The sequence below is a fragment of the Nitratireductor thuwali genome (genome assembly GCF_036621415.1).
Taxonomy (GTDB): Bacteria; Pseudomonadota; Alphaproteobacteria; order Rhizobiales; family Rhizobiaceae; genus Chelativorans; species Chelativorans thuwali.
In genome coordinates, this window is the sequence record NZ_CP030941.1 from 2,380,901 (window position 1) to 2,403,410 (window position 22,510).

Genomic DNA, 22,510 nt, shown 5'->3' on the forward strand with positions numbered 1-22,510 from the left:
CGTGCATCCGCGCATCCTACAGGCGGAGCGAGAGGCAATGGAGAGCCAACTCGCTGATCTGGAAGCGGAACTCGCCGAATATGACAGTCTGAAGTCTACAGATCTGTCCGTGATCAATATCAACTCGTTCGACGGTCTAGCTGAAGGACTGATAAAGGCACGGATTGCTAATGGATTGAGCCAAAAGGCGCTCGCTGAACGATTGGGCCTGAAGGAGCAACAGATCCAGCGCTATGAAGCGGAGCGGTATGCCTCTGCCAGCTATCAACGCATGCGCGAGATTGCCGAAGCCCTGGGCCTGCGTATCCGCAACGAAATCCTGCTTCCAATTGCGCCAAATAGCTTCGAGGGGCTTGTCAGAAAGCTGCGCCAGGTGGGACTCGATCGCGACTTTCTATTGTCCAGGCTGTTGCCATCGGTGGACGCAGCGCGCGCCAGTGGCGAGGTTGGAAGCGAGGATGATGACTACGCTCTCGCCGTGAAGACGGGCTCCATATTGGAGCGGGTATTCGGCTGGACACATGAAAATGTGTTTGGTGCGCAAGCGCTTGTTGCCCCGCGTTTTGCTGCGGCGGAGGCACGGTTCAAGATGCCCGCTCATCGCGCTCAGGCGGCAACGAGTCTTTACGCGGCCTACGCCAACTATCTGGCCGTTGTTGCTCTTAAGGGTTCTCGTGCATTGCCAAAGTCGGACATTCCGACGGATGCTGCGGAAATGCGTCGACGTATTCAGCAAGCATACGGTGCTGTCGACTTGAAAAGCGCACTTTACACCGCCTGGGATATGGGCGTTGTGGTTCTTCCACTTCACGATCGTGGAACATTCCATGGAGCGTGTTGGCGCTATGATGGGCAGAATGTCGTTGTTCTCAAGCAGACGTCACCACACGAGGCGCGTTGGCTATTCGATCTCTTGCATGAGTTGTTCCACGCGGGACAACGCCCTGATGCTAAAACGCTCGAAGTGATCGAGTTCGACGAAACCTCGGCTGAACGGCGCAACTCGGATGAGGAAATCGCGGCAAGTCAGTTTGCCGGTGAGGTTGTACTTGGCGGCAAGGCTGAAACACTGGCCCAGGCCTGCGTGCGTGCCGCTCGGGGATCTGTTGAGAGGCTCAAGGGTGTCGTGCCTGAAGTTGCAAGAAAACATGGGGTCAGTGTGGGCGCGCTCGCCAACTATCTCGCATTCCGCCTGTCGTGGCAGGGTGTGAACTGGTGGGGGGCGGCAGCCAATCTTCAGGCGACGGATGGAGATCCTTGGGCAATCGCGCGCGACGTGTTCGTCGAACGCTTTCCCTATGACATCGACAACGAGCTCGATCGGCAACTTCTTGATCGGGCGCTTCAGTGAGAGTTGCTATGACTGAATTTAAGAAGCCCCCGCCGCTTGATATCAAATGCACCGCGACTGACTGCGAGAACGATCTTCATTGCTTCAAGCAGTTGAAGAAAATGAAGCCGGATGAGCGGGGAAAGTGTCGTGATTGTGGCGCGGATTTGGTCGACTGGAAGCGAGTGCACCGTCGTGACAAAGCCGACGCGAAGCACACCTTTGCTTCGCTTCAGCATGAACTGATCCGGCACCATTTCTTCCATCTTCCGGTGGATGATCAAGCAATACGTCACGCCCAGCGTAAGGGGCGGATCCAGCTAAAAGAAGCAGCACGTCACAGGCTCGCAAAATACCTTGCCGTAGCCGATCCGCCGCGTGATGGTCGACAAACCCCGATGAAAGGAAATGCAATCTTCTATGCACAACATGCGACAGCGACATGTTGCCGAACGTGCCTCGAATATTGGCACGCGATCCCGAAAGGCCGTCCGTTGACATCTGAGGAGTTCGACTATTGCGCAGCCCTTGTCGACCTGTTTCTCGATGAAAAGCTTCCCAACCTCGCTGACGACCCGATCAAGGTGCCGCGCCGGCTGCCTGAGGTCTTTCCCAAACCGGAAGAGCCCCACAAATGAAAGCCGCGACCAAATCCATCAACACAAAACGGTTCGCGTCGCAACTTCGCGACCGAGCGATCGACGTTGAGGGTGGTCGTGTTCTTATCTCGCGGCTTGCGGGCTCAGGACAGGAAGTAGACCTGACGCTCCCCGCGAACTGCAACGGGTACGGCCGCGTCCGTCATTTTCGGCAAGCGACGGCGGAGGGGTGGCCTGCAAATCCGCTTCCTATTGCACCCGCTTGTCGCGCGCTCGGGATTACACCCGTTCCCGACCTGATGACAGCTCTGGTGTTTCAGAATGCGGCTTGTGCGTGGCGCTGCTGGTATTGTTTCGTCCCGGATGAGCTTCTCAACGCCGATCAAAGTCGTTCCAAATGGTTCACCGCTGAGCAGCTCGTCGAGCTTTATGCCCAGATTCCTGATCGACCGCGAATAATAGACCTCTCCGGTGGTTCACCTGATCTCGTGCCGGAATGGACGCCCTGGATGATGCGCGCGTTAACCGAGAAAGGCCTAGCGGACACGACGTACCTGTGGACGGATGACAATCTCAGCACAACTTACCTGTTTGATGCGCTTTCGTCGGAGGATCTTGCGCTCTTGCGTAGGCACAAAAACTACGGTCGCGTTTGCTGCGTCAAAGGGTTCGATTCCCGGTCCTTCGCTTTCAACACACGTGCGGCGGCGCATGACTACGACCGGCAATTCGAAATCCTGCAACGGGTTATTGACCTTGGGCTTGACGTTTATGGCTATGTCACCCTCACATCTCCCTACGAAGACGGAGTGTCTGAAGGCGTATGCGACTTGGTGGATCGTTTGCAATCAATTGACCCCAACTTTCCACTTCGTGTCATTCCTCTGCGCATCCAAGTCTATGCGCCGGTGGGACAGAGGATTGCCCGCGATACCGATCGTGAAAGGAGCATAGCAGTTCAGGAGCAGGCCATCGCGGCTTGGACGGACGAGCTTCATCGTCGTTTTTCGGAGAGCGAGCGCGCCAGATCAATTTGCGATGTTCCGCTCGCGCGGAGGGAAGCATGAAGGTCGACCGGCGAACAAGGTCACAGAATGCATTTTCTGCGCGGGTAGATGAGCTAACTCATGCCGCTATCCTGGATGGTGCAACGGATTTCCAGGCGCTGTTGCACCGTCTCGCCAGCGTCTATCCGACTGATCTACTGGCATCGATTGATCGGTTGGCTCGTCGCGGATTGATCCCTCCCGCAGCAGCCGAGTCTTATCGTCTCCAGGCAAGTCGGAATGGTGCTGGTTCTACAGAGGGCCGCTCGCTGTTGCCGCTTCCGCATCCGTTGGACTTCGAATGGAGGTTCACAGCCGATTCCGCGCGTGAATTACTCAATCGTACTGCCGGCATGACGCCCGTCGGCGGAGACATTCTTCTGTTTGGGACACCCGGTCTTGCGGTTGAGGCAATGACCCTGCCGATCGCTAACAGGATCGCGTTTCTTGCAGAGAACAATGTCGTTACGAGTCGGATCTCAGCCCTAAATGAGGCGACGGGCTCGCCACTGTCCATCGCGTACTGCGGTGGCGGCCTCCCCATCGAGAGTGCCGACGCCGTCATACTCGATCCGCCTTGGTACCCCGATTTTTTACGGCCGATGCTACTGGCCGCCGCACATGCTTGCCGCATCGATGGAGTGGTCTTGATCAGCCTGCCTCCGGACGGGACCTGTGCCAGCGCAGAGGTCAACCGGAACTCAGCGATGTTGTTTGCAAAGGGACTCGGTTTGGAGGTGCTTGAGCATGATATAAAGGCGGTCTGTTATGAGTCACCCTTCTTTGAGAGAAACTCTTTGGCCGCGGAAGGTATTTTCCCCCCGCCACATTGGCGGCGGGGCGACATCGTCGTCTTTCGCAAGAAGCAAGCGCCAACACGCCCGGCACTACCCGCCTCGACGCGCCGAAAGGATTGGGTGGAAGTTGGCATAGGGCGCATGCGGCTCTTTATTCGCGCCAACAGTCAGCCCTTCTCGAACGATCCTAGCCTCGCCTCTATCGTAGAGGGCGATGTGCTGCGATCTGTGAGCCGGCGCGACCCCCGACGCGCGAAGGCTCAGATTTGGACCACTGGTAACCGCATCTTCCGTTCGGATAATCCACAGCTCTTGCTGGATGCGGCAATTACTTGCTCTGGCGAGAGATTGAACTCTGGCGTCCAACCCCCTCTGTGGGGCAGTATCGCGGAACGTGATTCAATTGAAAGAGTTGCCGATCAGCTGCTGGCCTTGGCGAAGCTAGAGGCACTTGAAGAACAAGGCTATCCGGTAGTGGTGGCGGAGCGGAACGGGACGTGGCGATCGAATACGACACCCTATTGGAGCAGGTTGAAGGCCACGATTTCTGGCTGAGCTACCTTTCGGATGCGCTGCAAGCCACAAGCGGCGTCGGCATCCATCTCGCTATTTTCGCTGAACCCTTTCTCTCGATGATTCTGTCGGGAGAAAAGACTATTGAATCTCGGTTCAGCCGCAATCGCTGCGCCCCCTACCGCGAAATCAGTGATGGAGACATCATTCTAGCCAAGGCGGTGGCCGGGCCGGTTCTCGGCATCGCGCTGGCACGACGTGTCTGGTACTATGATCTTGGTACGGAGCCGATAGGTCGTATTCGTGACCGCTTTGGGGCTGGCATTCGCGCCGACGAAGAGTTTTGGTCGTCACGATCTGACGCGCTGTACGCAACGCTGATCGAACTTGATACGCCGGCAGCGATTGCCCCCGTAAACTCCAGCAAACGCGATCGGCGCGGTTGGGTAGCATTGCGTTCTAGGCAATTGAGTTTTGATTTCCTATGAGCCTGCTGCTGTGCTTTTCGGGTCAGATCGGAAGCGGCAAATCTTCGGTGAGCGCGGAGGTTGCTTCGGTCCTTGGTTGGGCCCGCGTTGGATTTGGGGAATATCTGCGCAGCGAAATCCAGCGGCTTGGTGGAGATTCCGGGGCTCGCGAAGCTCTTCAGAAGCTCGGCCAAAAGCGCGTCGAAAGCGATGCAACGAAGTTCTGTCAGGATGTCCTTGACGCTGGGGGCTTTGTTCCTGGTGATGATTTTGTGGTCGATGGCATTCGCCACGTGAGGATCTTCGATATCCTGACCTCAATCGGCGCGCCATCGCAAGCAAAGCTTCTATATTTGCACGCACAGGAGACCACGCGTCTCTCACGTATCGGTGCTAGGGACGACGTTCAAGACTTTGCTCGAGCTTCGGTTCACGATGTTGAGGCGGAGTTGCGCGACGAGTTACCGGAACGAGCAGACGGAATCGTCAACGCGGGCAACTCATTTGAACAGGTCGTTGGCGATTGTCTTAGATTGGTCGAGAATTGGCGCAGAGAACTGCCTGACAGTCGACGCTAACGCGCAAAGGATCTGGGGCATCTGACCTCTGCGAGTTATGTTATATGGCGAGTTGAAGCGGCGGTATACGGCAACCAGTGTTGGTCGCCTGAGAAGTGTTTGTCAGTCCTCCCAATTTGCCAAGTTTAATAGAGAAACCGCCAAGAAAACATCGGACGCTGTTGTGATGATCGTTGACGGATGCGAGGACGACGGTTGTGCTCTATGGCACCGCTAGTTGTCATATTTGACGGCTATCACAGACATAGCTGCCAAACTTGGCAGATTGGACAGGTTGTTGCCAAACCTTTGCCAGGCCGGCGGTCGGACCGCTTAGGTGTCGCCCACCTAAAGCGCTGGACTTGATTCCGTGAGCATTTGTTCGATAGCGCTTTTCCGGGATTGTCGATCGAGCGTGTAGGTGTTTCGCCTGAACTCGACGCCTTCAAGCAGGGCCTTCACGTAGCCAGAAACCGTGTCCGCAGCCATGATCAGTGTGGAGTCGAGCGTGTGGACGTATTTGCTCGTGACCGATCCTTTGGCGTGACCAATCAGGGCGGCGATTGTGATCTCGGTGAAGCCTAGGTCATTCGCGATGCTCGCGAAACTGTGCCGAAGCACGTGAGGCGTCACGTCCCACAGTGGCGTGTCCTTGAACAGCTTCTTCCAACTCTGCGGGAAGTTGCCGACCACATTGTCGATGCCCTGGCCGGGAAAGACGTACGTTCCGGTTCTTTGCGGACGTTCCTTCTCCAGATATTCCACGACCGAAAGGCCCACCGGGCGAACCGAGGAGCCTTCCTTGCTATCGACCAGCCGCAGACAGCTACCCTCAAGATCGACCTCGCTCCATTTGAGGTTGACGATTTCTCCGCGCCGACACCCGGTTGTGATTTTTCATGGAATAGGGACCCCGTTTGAGGGGTAATTTTTATCCAAAAGGGACCCCTGAGACACAGGGGCATCAGACTGCCTCCGATTGTCATCGGAGGCATTTGTTTTTGGATGTTGGTTGTGGAAACGATCGCGAAGATACGCCGTGCCTATTTTGTCCATGGGAAGCCCATCAAGGCGATTTGCCGCGAGTTGAATGTCTCGCGCAAAGTGGTGCGCAAGGTAGTGCGCTCGGAGGCGACGGAGTTTCGCTACGAGCGCAAACATCAGCCGATGCCAAGCATGGGTGCCTGGCGGGATGAGCTGGAGCGGCTGTTGTCGGCCAATGCGGCGAAGCCATCGCGTGAGCAGCTGACCCTGATGCGGGTTTTTGAAGAGCTTCGGGGCCTCGGCTATGAGGGCAGCTACAGTTCGGTCTGGCGGCATGCGCAGGCCTGGAAAGAGAAGCGCGGCAGCACCTCCGTCGCCGCCTATGTGCCGCTGAGCTTTGCACCGGGCGAGGCCTACCAGTTCGACTGGAGCCACGAGATCGTGGTGCTGGGCGGTGCGACGACCACGGTGAAGGTTGCGCATGTGCGGCTGTGCCACAGTCGGATGCTGTTCGTGCGGGCCTATCCGCGCGAGACGCAGGAGATGGTGTTCGATGCCCATGACCGGGCGTTTGCCTTCTTCCGGGGCACCTGCACGCGCGGCATCTACGATAACATGAAGACGGCGGTGGAGACCGTCTTCGTCGGCAAGGACCGCCAGTTCAACCGCCGCTTCCTGCAGATGTGCAGCCACTATCTTGTCGAGCCGGTCGCCTGCACGCCGGCCTCGGGCTGGGAGAAGGGCCAGGTTGAGAACCAGGTCGGGCTGGTGCGCCGGCGCTTCTTCACACCGCGGTTGCGCTTCAGGAACTATGAGGAGTTGAACGCCTGGCTGCTCGACCAGTGCGTCGTCTTTGCCAAGGCGCATCGCCATTCCGAGCGGCCCGAGCAGACGGTCTGGGAAGCCTTCGAGGCTGAACGGGCAAGCCTGGTGCCCTATGCCGGCCACTTCGATGGATTCCACGCCGTGCCGGCCTCGGTGTCGAAGACCTGCCTGGTGCGCTTCGACAACAACAAATACTCCGTCATGGCCAGCGCGCTCGGCCGGCCGGTGGAGATCCAGGCCTATGCCGACCGGATCGTGATCCGCCAGGATGGGGTGATCGTCGGCGAGCATCGCCGCGCCTTTGGCCGCGGCAAGACCGTCTACGACCCTTGGCACTATGTGCCGGTTCTGGCCCGCAAGCCGGGCGCGCTGCGCAACGGCGCGCCCTTCAAGGACTGGATGCTGCCCAGCAGCCTGGAGCGGATACGCCGCAAGCTTGCCCGTTCTGACGACGGAGACCGGCAGATGGTGAGCATTCTGTCGGCCGTGCTGAGCGACGGCATGCCGGCGGTGGAAGCCGCCTGCGCAGAAGCGTTGCGTGAGGGTGCCTGCTCGGCCGATGTCATCCTCAACATCCTGGCGCGTCGACGCGAGACGGCGCGGCCACCGACTATGGCCACGCCGGCCGGCCTCAAGCTTCACCATGAACCCACGGCAGATTGCAGCCGATACGATCAATTGAGGAGAGCCGTATGATGGACCGCACCGACATTCTCGCCACCATGGGATCGCTGAAGCTCTTCGGCATGAAGGCGGCCTATGACGAGATCATTCGAACCGCCGTGAAGCGCCAACACGAGCCGCAGCGCATCATCGCCGACCTGCTCAATGCAGAGATATCCGAGAAGAAGGCGCGCTCGATCAAATACCAGATGACGATCGCCAAGCTGCCGCTGGCCAAGGAGATCGAGGACTTCGTCTTCGACGGCACACCGATCAACGAGACGCTGGTGCGTGATCTGGCCGGCGGCAACTTCCTCGCCCATCAGCGCAACGCCGTCCTCGTCGGCGGCACCGGAACCGGCAAGACCCATCTCGCCGTCGCCATCGCCCGCGCCTGCATCCGTGACGGCGCGCGCGGCCGCTTCTTCAACGTCGTCGACCTCGTCAACCAGCTCGAGGCCGAGGCCCGGGCCGGGCGCCAGGGGCGGCTCAACGATCGGCTGTGTCGCCTGGACTTCGTCATTCTCGATGAACTTGGCTATCTGCCTTTCGCTCAGGCCGGCGGGCAGCTCCTGTTCCACCTCATCAGCCGGCTCTATGAGCAGACATCGGTGATCGTCACCACCAATCTCACCTTTGGCGAATGGCCGACTGTCTTCGGCGACGCCAAGATGACCACGGCACTGCTCGATCGGCTCACCCATCACTGCGACATCATCGAGACCGGCAACGACAGCTGGCGCTTCAAGAACCGCTCTCAAAGCTAAAGCCGAAAGGCCAATCAGGCGCACTCGACCGGGCTGCGCAAACTCGACCAGCTCCACCCGGTCGAGCGCTCACATCGTGCCCGTCAAAGGGGTCCCTTTTGGACGAAAAAACGGGGTCCCGTTTCCGCGATCATTGACAGGCTCGGAGGACGATCTGAACAGGCTCGGCTTTTGGCTTGGTGCTGGCGCTCAATCCAACATTGACGAGGGTCCTGATCTGGCTCCGCCGAGGTCCGATCTTGCAACCGCGCGCCATCTCGGGCAGCGCGTGGCGAAGGCGACGCTTCAATTCGTTCACGGCCGCGAAGCCATGAACGCCAGAGCGTCGCGCGGTGGGGGCAGCTATGACTGAAACGTACGCTCATCCGGTTTGCCCCGAACTTCGTCGCCGATTGACCCGAATTGCGTACCGCATGCTGGGATCGGTCGCGGACGCGGAAGATGTGGTCCAGGAGGCGTGGTTACGCTGGCTCGCCTCCGATCGACAGTCCGTGCATGAGCCGGAAGCCTTCCTGCGGACCATCGTGACGCGACTTTGCCTTAATGAACTGAAATCGGCCCGGCGCCAACGTGAAACCTATATTGGCCCGTGGTTGCCCGAACCAATCTTTGATCCGGGAACTGGCGGAGCCATCGACGACATAACCCTGCCGCTCATGATCGCCTTGGAAAGGCTCTCCCCGCTGGAACGGGCAGCGTTTCTGCTGCATGACGTATTCGGCATGAGCTTTGATGAAGTCTCGAAGGCAATCGGACGGAAAGCCGTGACCTGCCGGAAGCTTGCCAGCCGGGCTCGGATCCAAATCCACAAAGCCGGCCCACGATTCTCTGCAAGTCAGGAGCATGGCCTTAAGCTGGCAGCCGCATTCTTCACCGCCTCAAGGAGCGGTGATATGAGTGGATTGCGGAGCCTTTTGGCCGAGGACATTGTGATCTACGCCGATGGTGGCGGCCAGGTTCCGGCATCCAGAGCTCCAGCAGTCGGACTTGCCGCGGCGACAAAGCTTTTTGGTGCTCTCGCTCGGTATTTCGCTAGATCGCCCTCCCGGCTGATACGCTACCTGGCCATCGACGGGCTGCCGGGTTTCATTACGATTGAAGATGGCGATATCGTGCAGACTACGGCCCTGCTGCCGCGCAATGACAGGATTGTCGCCATTTACGTCACGCGCAATCCGCAGAAGCTAAAGCACCTGCGACACTCCGGGGCGTCACCGCTCGTCTCCTCGCTGTCTGGCGGACTGCCACGACGCCGAACCGCCCTGGACGAGGTCCATGACCTGGTGGCCGAGCCGGGTTCTTCCAGCCACAGCCGCAATACTTCTCCAGCCGGCTTGCCGGTGGGCAACACGGGAGCGTTACGGAGTTGAAGAACGGTGAAGTGCGACGCCTCGCCATACGATGTAGCCGAACACCATCGCTATGGCTGCGACCACAGCGACGACGCAGCCGGTGACGGCGACATCGCGGGGCGCGAACGCCCACAGGACAGCAACGGCGATGCCGAGGAGCATCATCACCCAGCCCACCACCCGGTGCACTGCCTGGCGCACCGCCGCCAGGGCGATCGAGGCAGGTGGCGGCCCATCAAGAGCTTTGGGTATTCTGTTGCCCCAGGCCGCGATGCCGAGGCCGAGCAGCACATTGAGCCCGCGTGTCGTGATATCCTCGTCGATCAGCCCCTGCTGCCGGGCTAGGGCAAGCAGCAGGAAGCCTGCGATCAGTATGCCCCCGATGATAAAGGCAGCGAGCAAGCCGCCGCGAGTGCTTGAATAGCGGCTCATTTGCACTTTCCTTCGTGGATTGCGGGAGGTCCGATCGTCTTGTCGGCGCCGGTTGATACTCGTGTCCCAGCGCGCACGCCGAACAGTTCGGCAAAGCCAAGCAACGCGTCCTCCAGCACCGACAGCCTCAGTTGGTAGGTGATGGTCGTGCCGATCTTGTCGGCCGTAATCAGATTGGCCTCGCGCAACACCGAGAAATGCGCGGACATTGTTGGCCGAGACACCGGGAAGTGATCCGCCAGTTCTCCCGCCGTCATTGGTCGCTGGCGCAGCAATTCCAGCACCTTGCGGCGCGTCGGATCGGCGAGGGCTTTGAACACGTCGTTCATACATAGATGTTTAGCTAAATACGAAAATACCGTCAAGCCCAGTCTTGGTTGAGAGGCGAGGCATCCCGGCCAGGCTTTTGGGATCCGGCGGGACGATGGGAGCCGCATTGGGGGCGCTCCCCAGCCTTCGGCGCGGAACTTGTGACCTTCCGCATCGTTGGGCTGCGCGACCGGTTTTTGAAGGCCGCTGTTCGACATAAGGAGAACCACATGCGCATCCTCTTGGCTGCCCTCGGCATCTATGGGTTCTATCGGCTGCTGCGCTGGAAGCGCGGCGGCAGTCAGCGGCAGGAACTGCTGCCGGATATGCGCGGGAGACCGGGCGACGGTCCGGCAGAGGCCAGGTCCCATGTCGTCTATCGCGTGGTCGAACATGACGGCGGCTGGGCCTACGCGGTGGGTGACGTGTTCTCGGAGACATATGCCACGCGGTCGCAGGCCGAGCGCGCCGCCGAACAGGCCGCGGCCGCCCATGAAAGCGCCGGCAGCGATGCCTACGTCGAATATCAGGACCGGGAAGGCCGCTGGCACGGGGAAATGGAACCGGGCGAAAGCCGTCCCGTCACCGACGTGGAGGTGAAGGGGCGGGCTTGACCCGGAGCGGCGTTCCCCGCGAAGCTGGCCGACGGCAGCTGGCTCAGATGGAAGATCGAAAGGGTTATCACCCAGCCCGTCACCGGCCGCAGCTTTCTCCGATACAGATCATGCCGGCGTGATGCTGTCCGCCGTCGATGTGCGCTCCATCGGCGGTGAAACCGGCATCGTCCCGGTAAGCGAGGTGATTTCCCGATCTCATGGCACCCCCGACAGGCACCCTCACGGCTCCGCGCCGGCCGCACGGCGTCGGTCTCTGTCGCCAGCGCCGTGCAGGAACGTGGCCTGTGAAGGCGGGTCGTGCTCACGATTGCGCGAGCTTCGCCTGCAACGACGATCGTGGGACTTTGCGCCTTGCCGGCTTTTCCCCGTTTTCACGCCGCAGGGCCTGCCCGATGCCCAGGCGGGCGGCGAGAGCTGCGGCGTCAAAGGGCGCGTGCACCTTGGCGTCATTGTCGAAATACACATAGACGTCGCGGCCGGCCGCGCGCCGTTTCGTCGGGCTCAGCACCCGCTCCGCATCCGCCGGCTCCCTGCCGGCCGCCCAGGCTCGAATGCGATCTGCCCAGCGGTCGAGTGCCTCCTCGTCATAGCCGCTCGAATAAAGTTGCTCCGAGCCATGCAGGCGGCAATAGACGAAGTCCGAGGTGAGATCCATGAGCAGCGGCCATTCGGGCGTGTCGGCACATACGAGCGCCACGTCATGGCGCCGCAAGAGCTCGATGAATGCGCCCGTGCGGAAGCTGTCATGGCGTATCTCGACCGCATGGCGCAGCGGCCGCTGCGCATCGCTTTCGGTCCAGGCGCGGCCTTCGAGCCGGCTGTCATGCTGCCGTGCAAGCGCGGCCGCCTCTCCCGTATCGCGGGGAAGCATCTTGAAGAAAGCCTCGAACCGCTCCGCGTCGAACGTCATCCGCGGCGGAAACTGCCACAGGATCGGACCTAGCTTGCGCCCCAGGCGCAGCGGGCCCGAAGCCAGGAAATTGGCGAGCGGCGTCTCGATCTCGTTCAGCCGCTTCATATGCGTGATATAGCGCGAGCCTTTGATGGCGAAGACGAAATCGTCCGGTGCTTCCTCGTCCCACCGGGCAAAGTTCTCCGGCCGCTGCATGCGGTAGAAGGTGCCGTTGACCTCGACGGAGCGGAAATGCCGGGCCGCAAACGAGAGCTCCTGTTTCTGCGGCAGCCCGGCAGGATAGAACACGCCGCGCCAGGGCTTGTAGGTCCATCCCGATATGCCGATGCGGACAGTTCCTGCGGTCGCCATGTCGCTTCCATGATTGCATCCCAATGCGGGAAACGGAGCCGGCGGCAACATCGTTCCGCGGCCGGACGTCACTCGGCGTTCGTCATGCCGCTTCTCCTTCGGCGGCCCGATTCCCCTCAAAAACCTCCTTTGCCGCAAAAAGACCGTTCAGGGCTGTCGGAAAGCCGGAATAGACCGCCATCTGCATGATGGTCTCGGTGATCTCTTCGCGGGTCAGGCCAACATTCAGGCCGGCCTGGATATGGACCTTGAGCTGCGGTGACGAGTGCCCGAGGGCCGTCAGCGCCGCGATCGTTGCGATCTCGCGCTCCCGAAGCCCGAGGCCCGGGCGCGAATAGATGTCGCCGAAAGGGAATTCGATCAGGTAGCGCGCGAAATCCGGCGCGATGTCGGCTAGCGATTCTACGACCTTGCGGCCGGCCTCGCCGTCGACCTCGGCAAGAGCCCGCAAGCCTTTGTCGTATCGGCTCTCGGAGCCGGTTTGCTTCTGCGTCGTCATCATCCACCTCATTGGCAAGAATACCGGCAGGGCCGGCGTTTCCGGTATCGGGGCCGAGCAGGCAGCTTGCGATTCGGCGGCACGGCAGGGACATCCTCGCCATCCTCGACCTCGGGCCGGTGCCTTTCGGTTCCCTGACCCGTGTCTGTCATCCTTCGCATGCTCTCGCTCTCGTCACGACGCATCCATCTGTAGGAGTTCGAGCGCGCTCTAGGTCAAGGCACTTTCTTTGCCAGGCATCGTCCCGGACAATGGCGGGAACCCTCGACGGGAACGGCAAATGGGCAGATCGCAGGCTTGATGGTCGCCCAAACATGGAATCAGCCTGGGAGGCAGGCCCTTTGACGGTTGATCGGTGGCGGCTGGCGTTCTATGGTTATGTAGCTGAACATTCTTCCTTTTGGCAGCAATGTCGGGGCAGCTAGCCAGCTCCTACCAGCGCCTCTAGCAAAATACGGAAAGCATAAGCGGATTTTTTCCCGCGAGACCACTCTTACTCTTTGCGGCATAACAACAAGAGGCCAGATGGAAGCCAAGTTAAAAGTTAGAGACGCCTTCAAAGTCTTTGGAACAGCCCCGGAAGATGCTCTGGAGCGCCTGAGGCGCGGCGAGAGCAAGGAGCAGATTCTCGCCGAAACCGGTCAGGTCGTCGGCGTGCAGGACGTCAGCTTCGACGTTGAGGAAGCGCAGATATTCGTCGTCATGGGTCTTTCAGGCTCGGGCAAGTCGACGCTCGTGCGCATGCTGAACGGTCTGATCAAGCCGACCGCCGGACATATCCTGGTGGATGGCGAGGATGTGGCGACCTGTTCGCCCGAACAGCTGCGCCGGATAAGGCGAAACAAGGTCGCCATGGTCTTCCAGCATTTCGCTCTGTTTCCCCACAAGACCATTGCCGAGAACGTCGCCTACGGGCTCAAGATCAAGGGCGTCGGCGCGGCCGAGCGGCGCAAGAAGGCGCTCGCCTCGCTCGATCAGGTGGGCCTTTCGGCCTGGGCGGACAGCTATCCGGCCGAGCTTTCCGGCGGCATGCAGCAGCGCGTGGGTCTCGCGCGCGGCCTGGCGACCGATCCGCAGATCCTGTTGATGGACGAGCCGTTCGGCGCGCTTGATCCGTTGATCCGCCGGGAGATGCAGGACGAGCTGCTCAACCTGCAGAAGACGCTCAAGAAGACCATCGTCTTCATCACGCACGATCTGAACGAGGCGCTGATACTGGGCGACCGCATCGCCATCATGAAGGACGGCCGCTTCGTCCAGGTCGGCTCCGCGCAGGAGATCGTCGCACATCCCGCGGACGATTATGTGAGCGCCTTTGTTGCCGATATCGACCGTGGGCGTGTCTTCACTGCGGGCGACGTGGCGGACGAACCCGCTGCGGTGCAGCTGACGGCAAGCGCGGAAGAGGCGATGGCGATCATGGAGGAGCGGAACCTCAACGCCCTCCATGTGCTGGACGGCGACACCGTCGCCGGCGTGGTCACCTATCAGGACCTGTCGGCCGAGCAGCGCCGCAACGGCAAGGCTAGAATGCTGGCGTCTGTCGTGATCTCCGACTTTCCTTCCGCGGCCAAGAACGCGCAGCTCCACGAGCTTTATGGGCTGGCCAGCAGCGGCTTGCCCATCGCGGTTGTCGGCGAGGGCGGCAAGCTCACCGGCGTCGTGGAGCCCGAGGCGGTGTTCGCCCAGCTTTCCCGCGAGGAGCAGCCGCAAGACGACGGAAAGAGCGAGGAGCCATCATGATCAGCCCGTCGGACATCCTGCTCATCCCCTTGGACGACTGGATCAACACGATAGTGCGCGATTTCCTCGTGCCCAACTTCCGCCCGTTCTTCCGGGCCCTGCAGGTGCCGGTGACGGCGGTGCTCAACGCGTTGGAGGCGTTCTTCCAGTTCGTGCCGATGCTGGTCACCACGGCCGCCTTTGCGCTCGTCGCCTGGCGGGTGGTGGGGCGCGGACTGGCGATCTTCACGCTCGTCGCCCTGGTGTTCATCGACATGATCGACCTGTGGCCGGAGACCATGACCACCCTGTCGATGATCCTGACTTCGGTGCTGTTCTGCACCGTCATCGGCGTGCCCGTCGGCATCCTTGCGGCCGGCAGCGACAAAATGTGGTCCGTGACGCGGCCGGTTCTCGACATCATGCAGACGATCCCATCCTTCGTCTACCTCGTGCCGATCGTCATGCTGTTCGGCGTGGGCATGGTGCCGGGCATCATCGCCACCATCATCTTTGCCCTGCCTCCGATCATCAGGCTCACGAATCTGGGCATCCGCAATGTGCGCGGAGACCTGATCGAGGCGGCGGAGGCCTTCGGTTCGACGCGTTGGCAGATGCTGTGGGAAGTGCAGTTCCCGCTGGCGATCCGGACCATCATGGCGGGCCTGAACCAGACCCTTATGCTGTCCCTGTCGATGGTGGTCATCGCCGCGCTCATCGGCGCCGGCGGGCTCGGGCTCACCGTCTATACCGGGCTGGGACGGCTCGATGTGGGCGGCGCCACTGCGGGCGGCGTGGGCATCGTGCTGCTGGCGATCATCCTCGACCGCATTACCCAGGCGCTGGGCGAGCAGAACGGCGTTCGATCGCTGTCGCTGCGCCAGGTTTTCGTTTCACTGTTTCGTCTGCGCCGCCCGGTTGCGGACGAGGCCAAGAAGACGGGCCCATAGCCCGCCGGGCGGAGGCGCTCTGCTTGTCTCCGCTTTCGACGTGCCGGGCGCCCCTTGCGTCCGGGCATAATGAAAACACAAGAGAAGGAGAGGCATCATGTTCAGTCTCAAGAAAGCCGTGCCAACCCTCGCTGCCGCCACCTTGATGTGCGCCGGTTCGCTGATGCCGGCACAGGCGCAGGAAATGCCTGGCGAAGGCAAATCCGTGCGCATGGCCCGCGCCACCTGGGACACGGGCTGGTTCCACGCCGAGATCTACAGGCAGATGCTCCAGGAGCTCGGCTACTCGGTGGACACCCCCACGACGCTCGACAACCCGCCCTTCTACCAGGCGGTCTCCCAGGGGGACGTCGACCTGTGGGTCAATGGCTGGTTCCCGCTGCACAATACCTATCGCAGCACGTTCGAAAGCGGTGCCGAAATCGTCGGCGCGGTCGCCGAGGGCGGCGCGCTGGAAGGCTATCTGGTCGACAAGGCCTCAGTCGAGAAATTCAACATCGAAACGCTGGACGATTTCAAGCGCGAGGAGGTCAAGGAGGCCTTTGACCGCAATGGCGACGGCAAGGCCGACCTGGTTGCCTGTCCGCCCGGCTGGGGCTGCGAGGTCAACATCGAGCATCACCTGGACGCCTACGAATTGCGCGACCATGTGAACCCGATCAAGGCCGGCTACTCCGCTTCCATGGCAGACGCCGTGGCGGCCTATGAGAATGGCGAGCCGATCTTCTTCTACACCTGGACGCCCAACTGGACGGTCAACGAGCTGGTCCCGGGCGAGGATGTGATGTGGATCGAAGTTCCGGAGGTCGACCTGCCGGAAAACATGATGGATCTCGCCGACGCCGCCACGCTTGAAGGCGTCGAAGGCTGCGTGGACGATCCCTGCACGCTCGGTTTCCCGGCGAACGATATCGTCCCGGTGGCCAATAGCGCATTCCTGGAGGAGAATCCGGCTGTGCGCGCGCTGCTCGAGAACGCGTCCATCCCGCTGCCCGCCATCTTCGCGCAGAACGCCGCGATGAACGAAGGCGACGACGACATCGAACAGCAGGCCGCGAACTGGATCGAGGAAAACCGCGAGACGGTCGATTCCTGGCTCGAGGAAGCCCGGCAGGCAGCGAACTGAGCAATACGAAAACCGGTGTGAGACTGGTTCAATTTGAAGGGCGGCCCGCGGGCCGCCCTTTTTTGGTTGCGCCGTCGCTGCGAATTGAAAAACCCGCCACGGGATAGGTGGCAGGCGGTCATACAAGGTTCGTTTTGGCCGATCCGGGTGCCCGCTTTTCGCCCTTAACGGCGCCTTAAACCGGCCCGCCTAGTCTGCTGCCGCTATAGGGACGGCTGCGCGTGGCGCGGTAACGGGGATAGGTCGATGGCCAGGAACACGCGAAAACGGCGCATAGAGCCGACTTTCGACGCGCCTTCGCGCCGTCGCGCCGGCGGCATGCGCGCAAGCGAGGCCGACCGCATCGTCCCGCCGTCGCGCCGCAGGAAGCCGCGCGGAAGGAAGCGCGCAAGGAGATCGCGGCGCGGCGGCGGCTTCTTCTTCCGCTTCCTGCGAAAATTCCTCTATTGGAGCCTGGTGCTGGGCATCTGGGCCGGCATCGCCGCCGCGGGGCTCGTCGCCTTTTATGGCGCGCGCATGCCGGCGGCCACCACATGGGAGATCCCCGACCGCCCGCCGAACGTGAAGATCGTCTCGATCGACGGCAAGCTCATCGCCAACCGGGGGATGACCGGCGGCGAGGCCGTCGGGCTGCATCAGATGTCGCCGCACATCGCGCAGGCGGTGATCGCCATCGAGGACCGCCGCTTCTACTCCCACTGGGGCGTCGATCCCGTGGGCCTTGCCAGGGCCATGGCGGAGAACATCGTCGAAGGGCGGATCATCCAGGGTGGCTCCACCATCACCCAGCAATTGGCCAAGAACCTGTTCCTTGAGCCCGACCGCACGGTCGAGCGAAAGGTCCAGGAAGTGCTGCTGGCCGTCTGGCTGGAGCAGAAGCACACCAAGGCGCAGATCCTGGAGATGTATCTCAACAGGGTCTATTTCGGTTCCGGCGCCTATGGCGTGGAAGCGGCCTCGCGCCGCTATTTCAACAAGTCCGCCCGCGATGTCACCCTTTCCGAGGCGGCCCTACTGGCGGGCCTTCTCAAGGCGCCGTCGCGTCTGTCGCCGGCGCGCGATCCGCAGGCGGCCGAAGCGCGCGCGCAGATCGTGCTGTCGGCCATGCGCGAGCAGGGCATGATCGGCGACAGCGAGCTCGCCGCCGCCATGAGTGCGCCGGCCACGCGGGCGGCCGCATACTGGACCGGTTCCGAACATTATGTCGCCGATCGCGTGATGGAGGAACTGCCCGGGCTGATCGGCGATACGAAGGACGACGTTGTCGTCGAGACGACCGTCGATCTGTCGCTGCAGAAGCTGGCCGAACGGTCCATCCGAACGCTGATCGCGGAAAAGGGCGAAGAGCTGGCCGTCTCCCAGGGCGCGCTCGTTTCCATCGACGGGTCCGGCGCGGTGCGCGCCATGGTGGGCGGCTATGATTACGCCAACAGCCAGTTCGACCGCGCTTCCGAGGCCCGCCGTCAGCCGGGCTCCGCCTTCAAGCCCTTTGTCTACATGGCCGCGCTGGAGCAGGGCCGCACGCCCTCAAGCATCCGCAACGATGCGCCGGTCAAGATCGGCAAATGGACGCCGGACAACTACAAGGGCAAATATCACGGTCAGGTGACCCTGGCCGAGGCGCTTGCCCGCTCGCTCAATTCGGTGGCTGCCCAGCTGGTCATGGAGGTGGGGCCGAAGGCCGCGGTGGAGGTCGCGCATCGCATGGGCATCGAATCCCGGCTGAAGGCCAATGCCTCCATCGCGCTCGGAACCTCCGAGGTCACCCCGCTGGAGCTGACCGCCGCCTATGTCCCCTTCGCCAATGGCGGCTACAGGCCCGAGATACATTTCATCCGGCGGGTGGTCAGCGTGTCCGGGAAGGTGCTCTACGAGCGCAAGGCCCAGAGGCTGCCGCGGGTGGCAAGTCCCGAAGTGGTCGGCATGATGAACGCGATGATGGCGGGAACGCTCGATTACGGCTCGGGCCGCAGCGCGGCCTTCGGCTGGCCCGCCGCCGGCAAGACCGGCACGACGCAGGGTTCGCGGGATGCGTGGTTCGTGGGGTACACGGCCAACCTCGTGACCGGCGTCTGGTTCGGCAACGACGATGCGCGGCCGACAAAGGCCACCGGCAGCTCGCTCCCCGCGCTCGCATGGCGCGATTTCATGGCGGTTGCCCATAAAGGCGTGCCGGTCGCCGCGCTGCCGGGCGGCTGGAGCAGGGCGCGCGCGCCCGCCGGTGCCGGAACGCCGTCCCGCCCGGTGCCGCAGGCGGCGGTGGCCGGCGGCTCCGCCCCCGCGCCATGCCGTCCTCCGCGCCGTCCGGCCGCCCGGTGCCGCCCGCCGATGTCGGCGGCGGCCATCAGCCGCGGGAGACGTCGATCCTCGACATCATCCTCGGCAATGGCAATTGAGACGTTTCGCGCCCTCGCAATCCGCCTGAATTGGTTCTACATAGGGCGGACGCCAACCGGAGACCGCCGTGAGCCAGATCGATGACCGCAAGACACTGGTGTTGACCGGCGCCAGCCGGGGCATCGGCCACGCCGCCGTCAAGCGCTTCTCGCGCGAGGGATGGCGGGTCATCACCTGTTCGCGCCAGCCTTTCGCGGTGGACTGCCCGTGGCCTGCCGGCCCGGAGGATCATATCCAGCTTGACCTGTCGGACCAGGAAGGCGTGGGTATCGCCATTGGCGAGATCCGCCATCGGCTGGACGCCAATGGCGGCAGGCTCGACGCCCTCGTCAACAACGCCGCCATTTCGCCGAAACTCGAAGGCGGCAAGCGGATGAATTCCATCGACACGCCCATGCATGTCTGGCGCGACGTCTTCCAGGTGAACTTCTTCGCGCCCATCATGCTGGCCCGCGGCCTGTTCAAGGAGCTGGCGACCGCCAAGGGGTCGATCGTCAACGTCACCTCCATCGTCGGCAGCCGGGTCCACCCCTTCGCCGGCACCGCTTATGCCACGTCAAAGGCGGCGCTGGCCGCCCTGACGCGCGAGATGGCCGCCGATTTCGGACCCCACGGCATCCGCGTCAATGCCATCGCGCCGGGCGAGATCGAAACCTCGATCCTGTCGCCCGGAACCGACAAGTTCATCGAGCAAATCCCCCTCCGGCGCCTCGGCCAGACGTCCGAAGTCGCCGAAACGATCTACTTCCTATGCTCGGGCCAGTCATCCTACGTGACCGGCGCCGAAATCCATATCAATGGCGGGCAGCACGTCTAGGTCCTGACCCTAGGGGCGCTCCCCCTCCGCCAACAGCACCTTTTCCATCTCCGGCACGGTGTGGTTCGTCAGCGTCTTGGCGACCTCGCCGACGACCTTTTCCTCTACTTCCTTGTGCAGTGATTTGCGCATTTCGCCCAGCACCAGGGGCGGCGCTACGAGGACGAGCTTGTCGAATTTCCCTGCATGGGCGAGCTTGTACAGCCGCGACGCGATCTCGTCGGCGAAGCGTCGTTTCTCGATGCGGTGCCAGTCCGTTTCCTGAACGGCGCTGCTGTGCCTGTCGCCGGTATCGTACAGCCGGCCCGGCCTGTCCGTGCCCTGTTCGCGCGTCGGCGGATTGTCGTCGTGAATCTCGCGGACCACCTCCAGGTTCGGATATACGGCATCCCCCTCATTGCGCAGGAACAGCGCTTTCTCGCCGTCCGCGACCAGAACCCACATATCGTGCTGAAGCCGGAAATTGGCCATTTTCGCTCTCCACTCGGCGTTGAATTCCTGATGAGAAACGCGCCGGAAGGAGGCGCGTTCCAAAGGTCGACGCGCAAGGATGATCCTGCGCCGCGGATGATTTTTCCGCTTCCCGGCGCCGCAACGCAAAACTCGTTGCTGCCCGCCGCCGGGGGCGCGAGTGGGTTTCTTCTGATTGTCGCGTTCAAAAGGCAGAATTTGGGCTAATACCAGGGACCTTGGTCCTTGGTAGAATGATGAGGAGACCCGGCATCATGTCAGGTGAAACGGCAAGGCTGAACGCATTCCCGGTCTTCATGCGCGTCGAAGGACGCCGCGTGGCGATTGTGGGCGGCGGTGAGGAGGCGCTGGCCAAGGCCCGCCTCATGGCCCAGTCGTCCGCCCAGATCGTGATCGTCGCCGAAGCGCCGGAGGCAGCTCTCGTGGAATGGGCGTCCGCCAACGGCGTTGCGGTCGTGCGCGAGGCCTACGAGGCCGGCCATCTGCATGGCGCGGCCCTTGTCTTCGCCGCGACCGGGGACGAGGCTTCCGACGGCGCCGTGGTCGCCGACGCGCGCGCCCGCTCCATCCCCGTCAATGCCGTCGACCGGCCGGAGCTTTGCGACTTCTTCACCCCCGCTCTGGTCAACCGCGCGCCCGTGGCCGTTGCCATCGGCACCGAGGGCGCCGGTCCCATCCTGGCGCAGATGCTCCGCGCCGCCATCGATCGCATGCTGCCGCCGTCGCTCGGCCGGCTCGCTGCGCTTGCCGCCGCCTATCGCGACCGTGTCGAGACTTCCGTGCCCAAGGGTGCGGCGCGCCGCCGGTTCTGGAAGTCCTTCTTCGCCGGCGCCGCCTCCCGCGCCATTGCGCGTGGCGACGAGGCCTCCGCCCGGAACGCGGCCGAAGGGCTGCTTTCCAGCGACGGCGTCGAGACCGGCCACATCGCGCTTGTCGGCGCCGGGCCGGGCGCCGAAGACCTTCTCACCTTGCGCGCCCAGCGCCTGCTGATGGAAGCCGATGTCATCGTTCACGATGCGCTGGTGCCCGAGGCGGTCGTGGCCATGGGCCGCCGCGATGCCGAGCGCATCCACGCCGGCAAGCGCAAGGGGTGCCACTCCAAGACGCAAGCCGAGATCAGCGAACTGCTGGTCGAGCTCGGCCGCGCCGGCAAGCGCGTCGTGCGCCTGAAATCGGGCGATCCGCTGGTCTTCGGCCGCGCCGGCGAGGAGATGTCGGCGCTGCGCGATGCCGGCATTTCCTATGAGATCGTGCCCGGCATCACCGCCGCCTTTGCCGCCGCCGCCGATTTCGAGCTGCCCTTGACCCTGCGCGGCATCGCTTCCTCGATGGTCTTCACCACTGGCCATGATCTGAAGGGCCGCGCGCTGCCCGATTGGGCGAAGCTCGCCATTTCCGGCGCCACCGTCGCGGTCTATATGGGCCGCAGCACGGCAGCCGAGGTGGCCGGCAGGCTGCAGGACGCTGGGCTTTCGCCGGATACCGCCGTCGCTGTCGTCGAGAATGCGAGCCTCGGCAACCGCCGCCTTGCCCACGGCACCCTGGCCGACCTGCCCGCGCTCAGCGAGCGTGACGACATGACGGGTCCGGTTCTGACCATCATCGGCGACGCGGTCGCCGGCGCCAATTTCGACCGTTCCGAGCCGCTTGCCGCCCGTAAGCGCGCGGCCGCGCGTGTTTGACGAGGACCAGGGATCATGAAGCTACTGACGGCAAATCGGTTGATCGACGGCGAAGTGGTCTGGCTCTCGGCGGACGGGAGCTGGGTCGAGACGATCGAAGACGCCGAGATTGCCCATGACAAGGATGCCGAAACGCGGCTTTCGGCCGCCGGCCTTCTGGCGCTCGCCAACAACGAGGTGGTCGACGTCAATCTCATAGATGTCGAGATCGTCGATGGCGAGATGCGCCCCATCCGCCTTCGCGAGCGCATACGGGCGCTCGGCCCCACCACTCACATCAATCTTGGCAAGCAGGCGCGCAAGCGGACTGCGGCCTTCGGCTGA

The 22,510-nt window shown here is 62.4% G+C and carries 23 protein-coding genes and 1 pseudogene; 17 read left to right on the forward strand and 7 right to left on the reverse strand.

The genetic code is table 11. From position 1 onward, the window contains the following. The first annotated feature begins 37 nt into the window (after window positions 1-37). From NTH_RS11585 to NTH_RS11610, 6 genes are read left to right on the forward strand one after another with little or no spacing between them, the layout of a single operon-like run. The gene (locus NTH_RS11585; RefSeq protein ID WP_338530157.1) at window positions 38-1,351 is read left to right on the forward strand and encodes an XRE family transcriptional regulator; all 1,314 of its coding nucleotides are present in this window, start codon (window positions 38-40) and stop codon (window positions 1,349-1,351) included. 8 nt (window positions 1,352-1,359) lie between these two features. Continuing rightward, a complete protein-coding gene (locus NTH_RS11590) occupies window positions 1,360-1,968 on the forward strand; it encodes a DUF4186 family protein (RefSeq protein ID WP_338530158.1) in 609 nt (202 codons plus the stop codon). Next, the gene (locus tag NTH_RS11595) at window positions 1,965-2,996 is read left to right on the forward strand and encodes a radical SAM protein (RefSeq protein WP_338530159.1); all 1,032 of its coding nucleotides are present in this window, start codon (window positions 1,965-1,967) and stop codon (window positions 2,994-2,996) included. Before NTH_RS11590 ends, NTH_RS11595 begins: the two co-directional genes overlap by 4 nt. Continuing rightward, window positions 2,993-4,327 carry a hypothetical protein gene (locus NTH_RS11600; RefSeq protein ID WP_338530160.1) on the forward strand — a complete coding sequence of 445 codons (1,335 nt, stop codon included), beginning with the start codon at window positions 2,993-2,995 and terminating at the stop codon, window positions 4,325-4,327. Before NTH_RS11595 ends, NTH_RS11600 begins: the two co-directional genes overlap by 4 nt. Beyond that, window positions 4,270-4,773 (forward strand): hypothetical protein, encoded by a 504-nt coding sequence (locus NTH_RS11605; protein WP_338530161.1) that lies wholly within the window; start codon window positions 4,270-4,272, stop codon window positions 4,771-4,773. The genes NTH_RS11600 and NTH_RS11605 overlap by 58 nt, the downstream gene beginning before the upstream one ends. Then, window positions 4,770-5,330 (forward strand): hypothetical protein, encoded by a 561-nt coding sequence (locus tag NTH_RS11610; protein ID WP_338530162.1) that lies wholly within the window; start codon window positions 4,770-4,772, stop codon window positions 5,328-5,330. Before NTH_RS11605 ends, NTH_RS11610 begins: the two co-directional genes overlap by 4 nt. Before the next feature lie 327 nt (window positions 5,331-5,657). On the opposite strand, the pseudogene NTH_RS11615 reads toward NTH_RS11610, so the two are convergent. Continuing rightward, window positions 5,658-6,197 (reverse strand): annotated as a pseudogene (locus NTH_RS11615) (tyrosine-type recombinase/integrase); the annotation flags it as partial. Between the two features lie 117 nt (window positions 6,198-6,314). Between NTH_RS11615 and istA the strand changes: the two are divergent. The 3 genes from istA (at window position 6,315) to NTH_RS11635 (ending at window position 9,918) form a co-directional block, all read left to right on the forward strand. Then, a complete protein-coding gene (gene istA / locus NTH_RS11620) occupies window positions 6,315-7,814 on the forward strand; it encodes an IS21 family transposase (RefSeq protein ID WP_338528863.1) in 1,500 nt (499 codons plus the stop codon). Then, window positions 7,811-8,548, forward strand: coding sequence for an IS21-like element helper ATPase IstB (gene istB / locus NTH_RS11625; protein WP_422392347.1), 738 nt, complete (start codon window positions 7,811-7,813; stop codon window positions 8,546-8,548). Before istA ends, istB begins: the two co-directional genes overlap by 4 nt. Before the next feature lie 344 nt (window positions 8,549-8,892). Continuing rightward, window positions 8,893-9,918 carry a sigma-70 family RNA polymerase sigma factor gene (locus NTH_RS11635; protein ID WP_338530163.1) on the forward strand — a complete coding sequence of 342 codons (1,026 nt, stop codon included), beginning with the start codon at window positions 8,893-8,895 and terminating at the stop codon, window positions 9,916-9,918. On the opposite strand, the gene NTH_RS11640 is transcribed toward NTH_RS11635, so the two are convergent. Both NTH_RS11640 and NTH_RS11645 read right to left on the reverse strand, forming a co-directional pair. After that, the gene (locus NTH_RS11640) at window positions 9,907-10,332 is read right to left on the reverse strand and encodes a hypothetical protein (RefSeq protein WP_338530164.1); all 426 of its coding nucleotides are present in this window, start codon (window positions 10,330-10,332) and stop codon (window positions 9,907-9,909) included. The two genes, NTH_RS11635 and NTH_RS11640, sit on opposite strands and share 12 nt — an antisense overlap. Then, a complete protein-coding gene (locus NTH_RS11645; protein ID WP_338530165.1) occupies window positions 10,329-10,661 on the reverse strand; it encodes an autorepressor SdpR family transcription factor in 333 nt (110 codons plus the stop codon). Before NTH_RS11645 ends, NTH_RS11640 begins: the two co-directional genes overlap by 4 nt. Window positions 10,662-10,871: 210 nt before the next feature. Here NTH_RS11645 and NTH_RS11650 point away from each other — a divergent pair, with 210 nt between their 5' ends. Continuing rightward, on the forward strand, window positions 10,872-11,255 hold the full coding sequence (locus tag NTH_RS11650; RefSeq protein WP_338530166.1) for a hypothetical protein: 384 nt from the start codon (window positions 10,872-10,874) through the stop codon (window positions 11,253-11,255). Window positions 11,256-11,334: 79 nt separating this feature from the next. On the opposite strand, the gene NTH_RS11655 is transcribed toward NTH_RS11650, so the two are convergent. From NTH_RS11655 to NTH_RS11665, 3 genes are all read right to left on the reverse strand, one after another. Further along, entirely contained in the window at window positions 11,335-11,457 is a 123-nt protein-coding gene (locus tag NTH_RS11655) for an Atu4866 domain-containing protein (RefSeq protein WP_338530167.1), read from the reverse strand. A 102-nt stretch (window positions 11,458-11,559) separates the two neighbouring features. Further along, the gene (locus NTH_RS11660) at window positions 11,560-12,522 is read right to left on the reverse strand and encodes a DUF72 domain-containing protein (RefSeq protein ID WP_338530168.1); all 963 of its coding nucleotides are present in this window, start codon (window positions 12,520-12,522) and stop codon (window positions 11,560-11,562) included. 82 nt (window positions 12,523-12,604) lie between these two features. Continuing rightward, the gene (locus tag NTH_RS11665; RefSeq protein WP_338530169.1) at window positions 12,605-13,021 is read right to left on the reverse strand and encodes a carboxymuconolactone decarboxylase family protein; all 417 of its coding nucleotides are present in this window, start codon (window positions 13,019-13,021) and stop codon (window positions 12,605-12,607) included. A 525-nt stretch (window positions 13,022-13,546) separates the two neighbouring features. On the opposite strand from NTH_RS11665, the gene NTH_RS11670 reads away from it, so the two are divergent. From NTH_RS11670 to NTH_RS11690, 5 genes are all read left to right on the forward strand, one after another. Then, on the forward strand, window positions 13,547-14,764 hold the full coding sequence (locus tag NTH_RS11670; RefSeq protein WP_338530170.1) for a quaternary amine ABC transporter ATP-binding protein: 1,218 nt from the start codon (window positions 13,547-13,549) through the stop codon (window positions 14,762-14,764). Then, a complete protein-coding gene (locus NTH_RS11675; protein ID WP_338530171.1) occupies window positions 14,761-15,693 on the forward strand; it encodes an ABC transporter permease in 933 nt (310 codons plus the stop codon). The genes NTH_RS11670 and NTH_RS11675 overlap by 4 nt, the downstream gene beginning before the upstream one ends. Window positions 15,694-15,790: 97 nt before the next feature. Then, a complete protein-coding gene (gene proX, locus NTH_RS11680; RefSeq protein WP_338530172.1) occupies window positions 15,791-16,819 on the forward strand; it encodes a glycine betaine/L-proline ABC transporter substrate-binding protein ProX in 1,029 nt (342 codons plus the stop codon). A 246-nt stretch (window positions 16,820-17,065) separates the two neighbouring features. Continuing rightward, window positions 17,066-19,300, forward strand: a complete 2,235-nt coding sequence (locus NTH_RS11685; RefSeq protein ID WP_422392389.1) for a transglycosylase domain-containing protein — start codon at window positions 17,066-17,068, stop codon at window positions 19,298-19,300. Further along, window positions 19,284-20,033, forward strand: coding sequence for an SDR family NAD(P)-dependent oxidoreductase (locus NTH_RS11690; RefSeq protein WP_338530173.1), 750 nt, complete (start codon window positions 19,284-19,286; stop codon window positions 20,031-20,033). Before NTH_RS11685 ends, NTH_RS11690 begins: the two co-directional genes overlap by 17 nt. Before the next feature lie 9 nt (window positions 20,034-20,042). Here the strand turns inward: NTH_RS11690 and NTH_RS11695 are convergent, their stop codons facing one another. Further along, a complete protein-coding gene (locus tag NTH_RS11695; protein ID WP_338530174.1) occupies window positions 20,043-20,504 on the reverse strand; it encodes a host attachment family protein in 462 nt (153 codons plus the stop codon). A 254-nt stretch (window positions 20,505-20,758) separates the two neighbouring features. On the opposite strand from NTH_RS11695, the gene cysG reads away from it, so the two are divergent. Together cysG and NTH_RS11705 are read left to right on the forward strand one after the other, a co-directional pair. Beyond that, complete coding sequence (cysG, locus tag NTH_RS11700) at window positions 20,759-22,186, forward strand: siroheme synthase CysG (RefSeq protein ID WP_338530175.1); 1,428 nt, start codon at window positions 20,759-20,761, stop codon at window positions 22,184-22,186. 15 nt (window positions 22,187-22,201) lie between these two features. Continuing rightward, on the forward strand, window positions 22,202-22,510 hold the full coding sequence (locus NTH_RS11705; protein WP_338530176.1) for a DUF2849 domain-containing protein: 309 nt from the start codon (window positions 22,202-22,204) through the stop codon (window positions 22,508-22,510).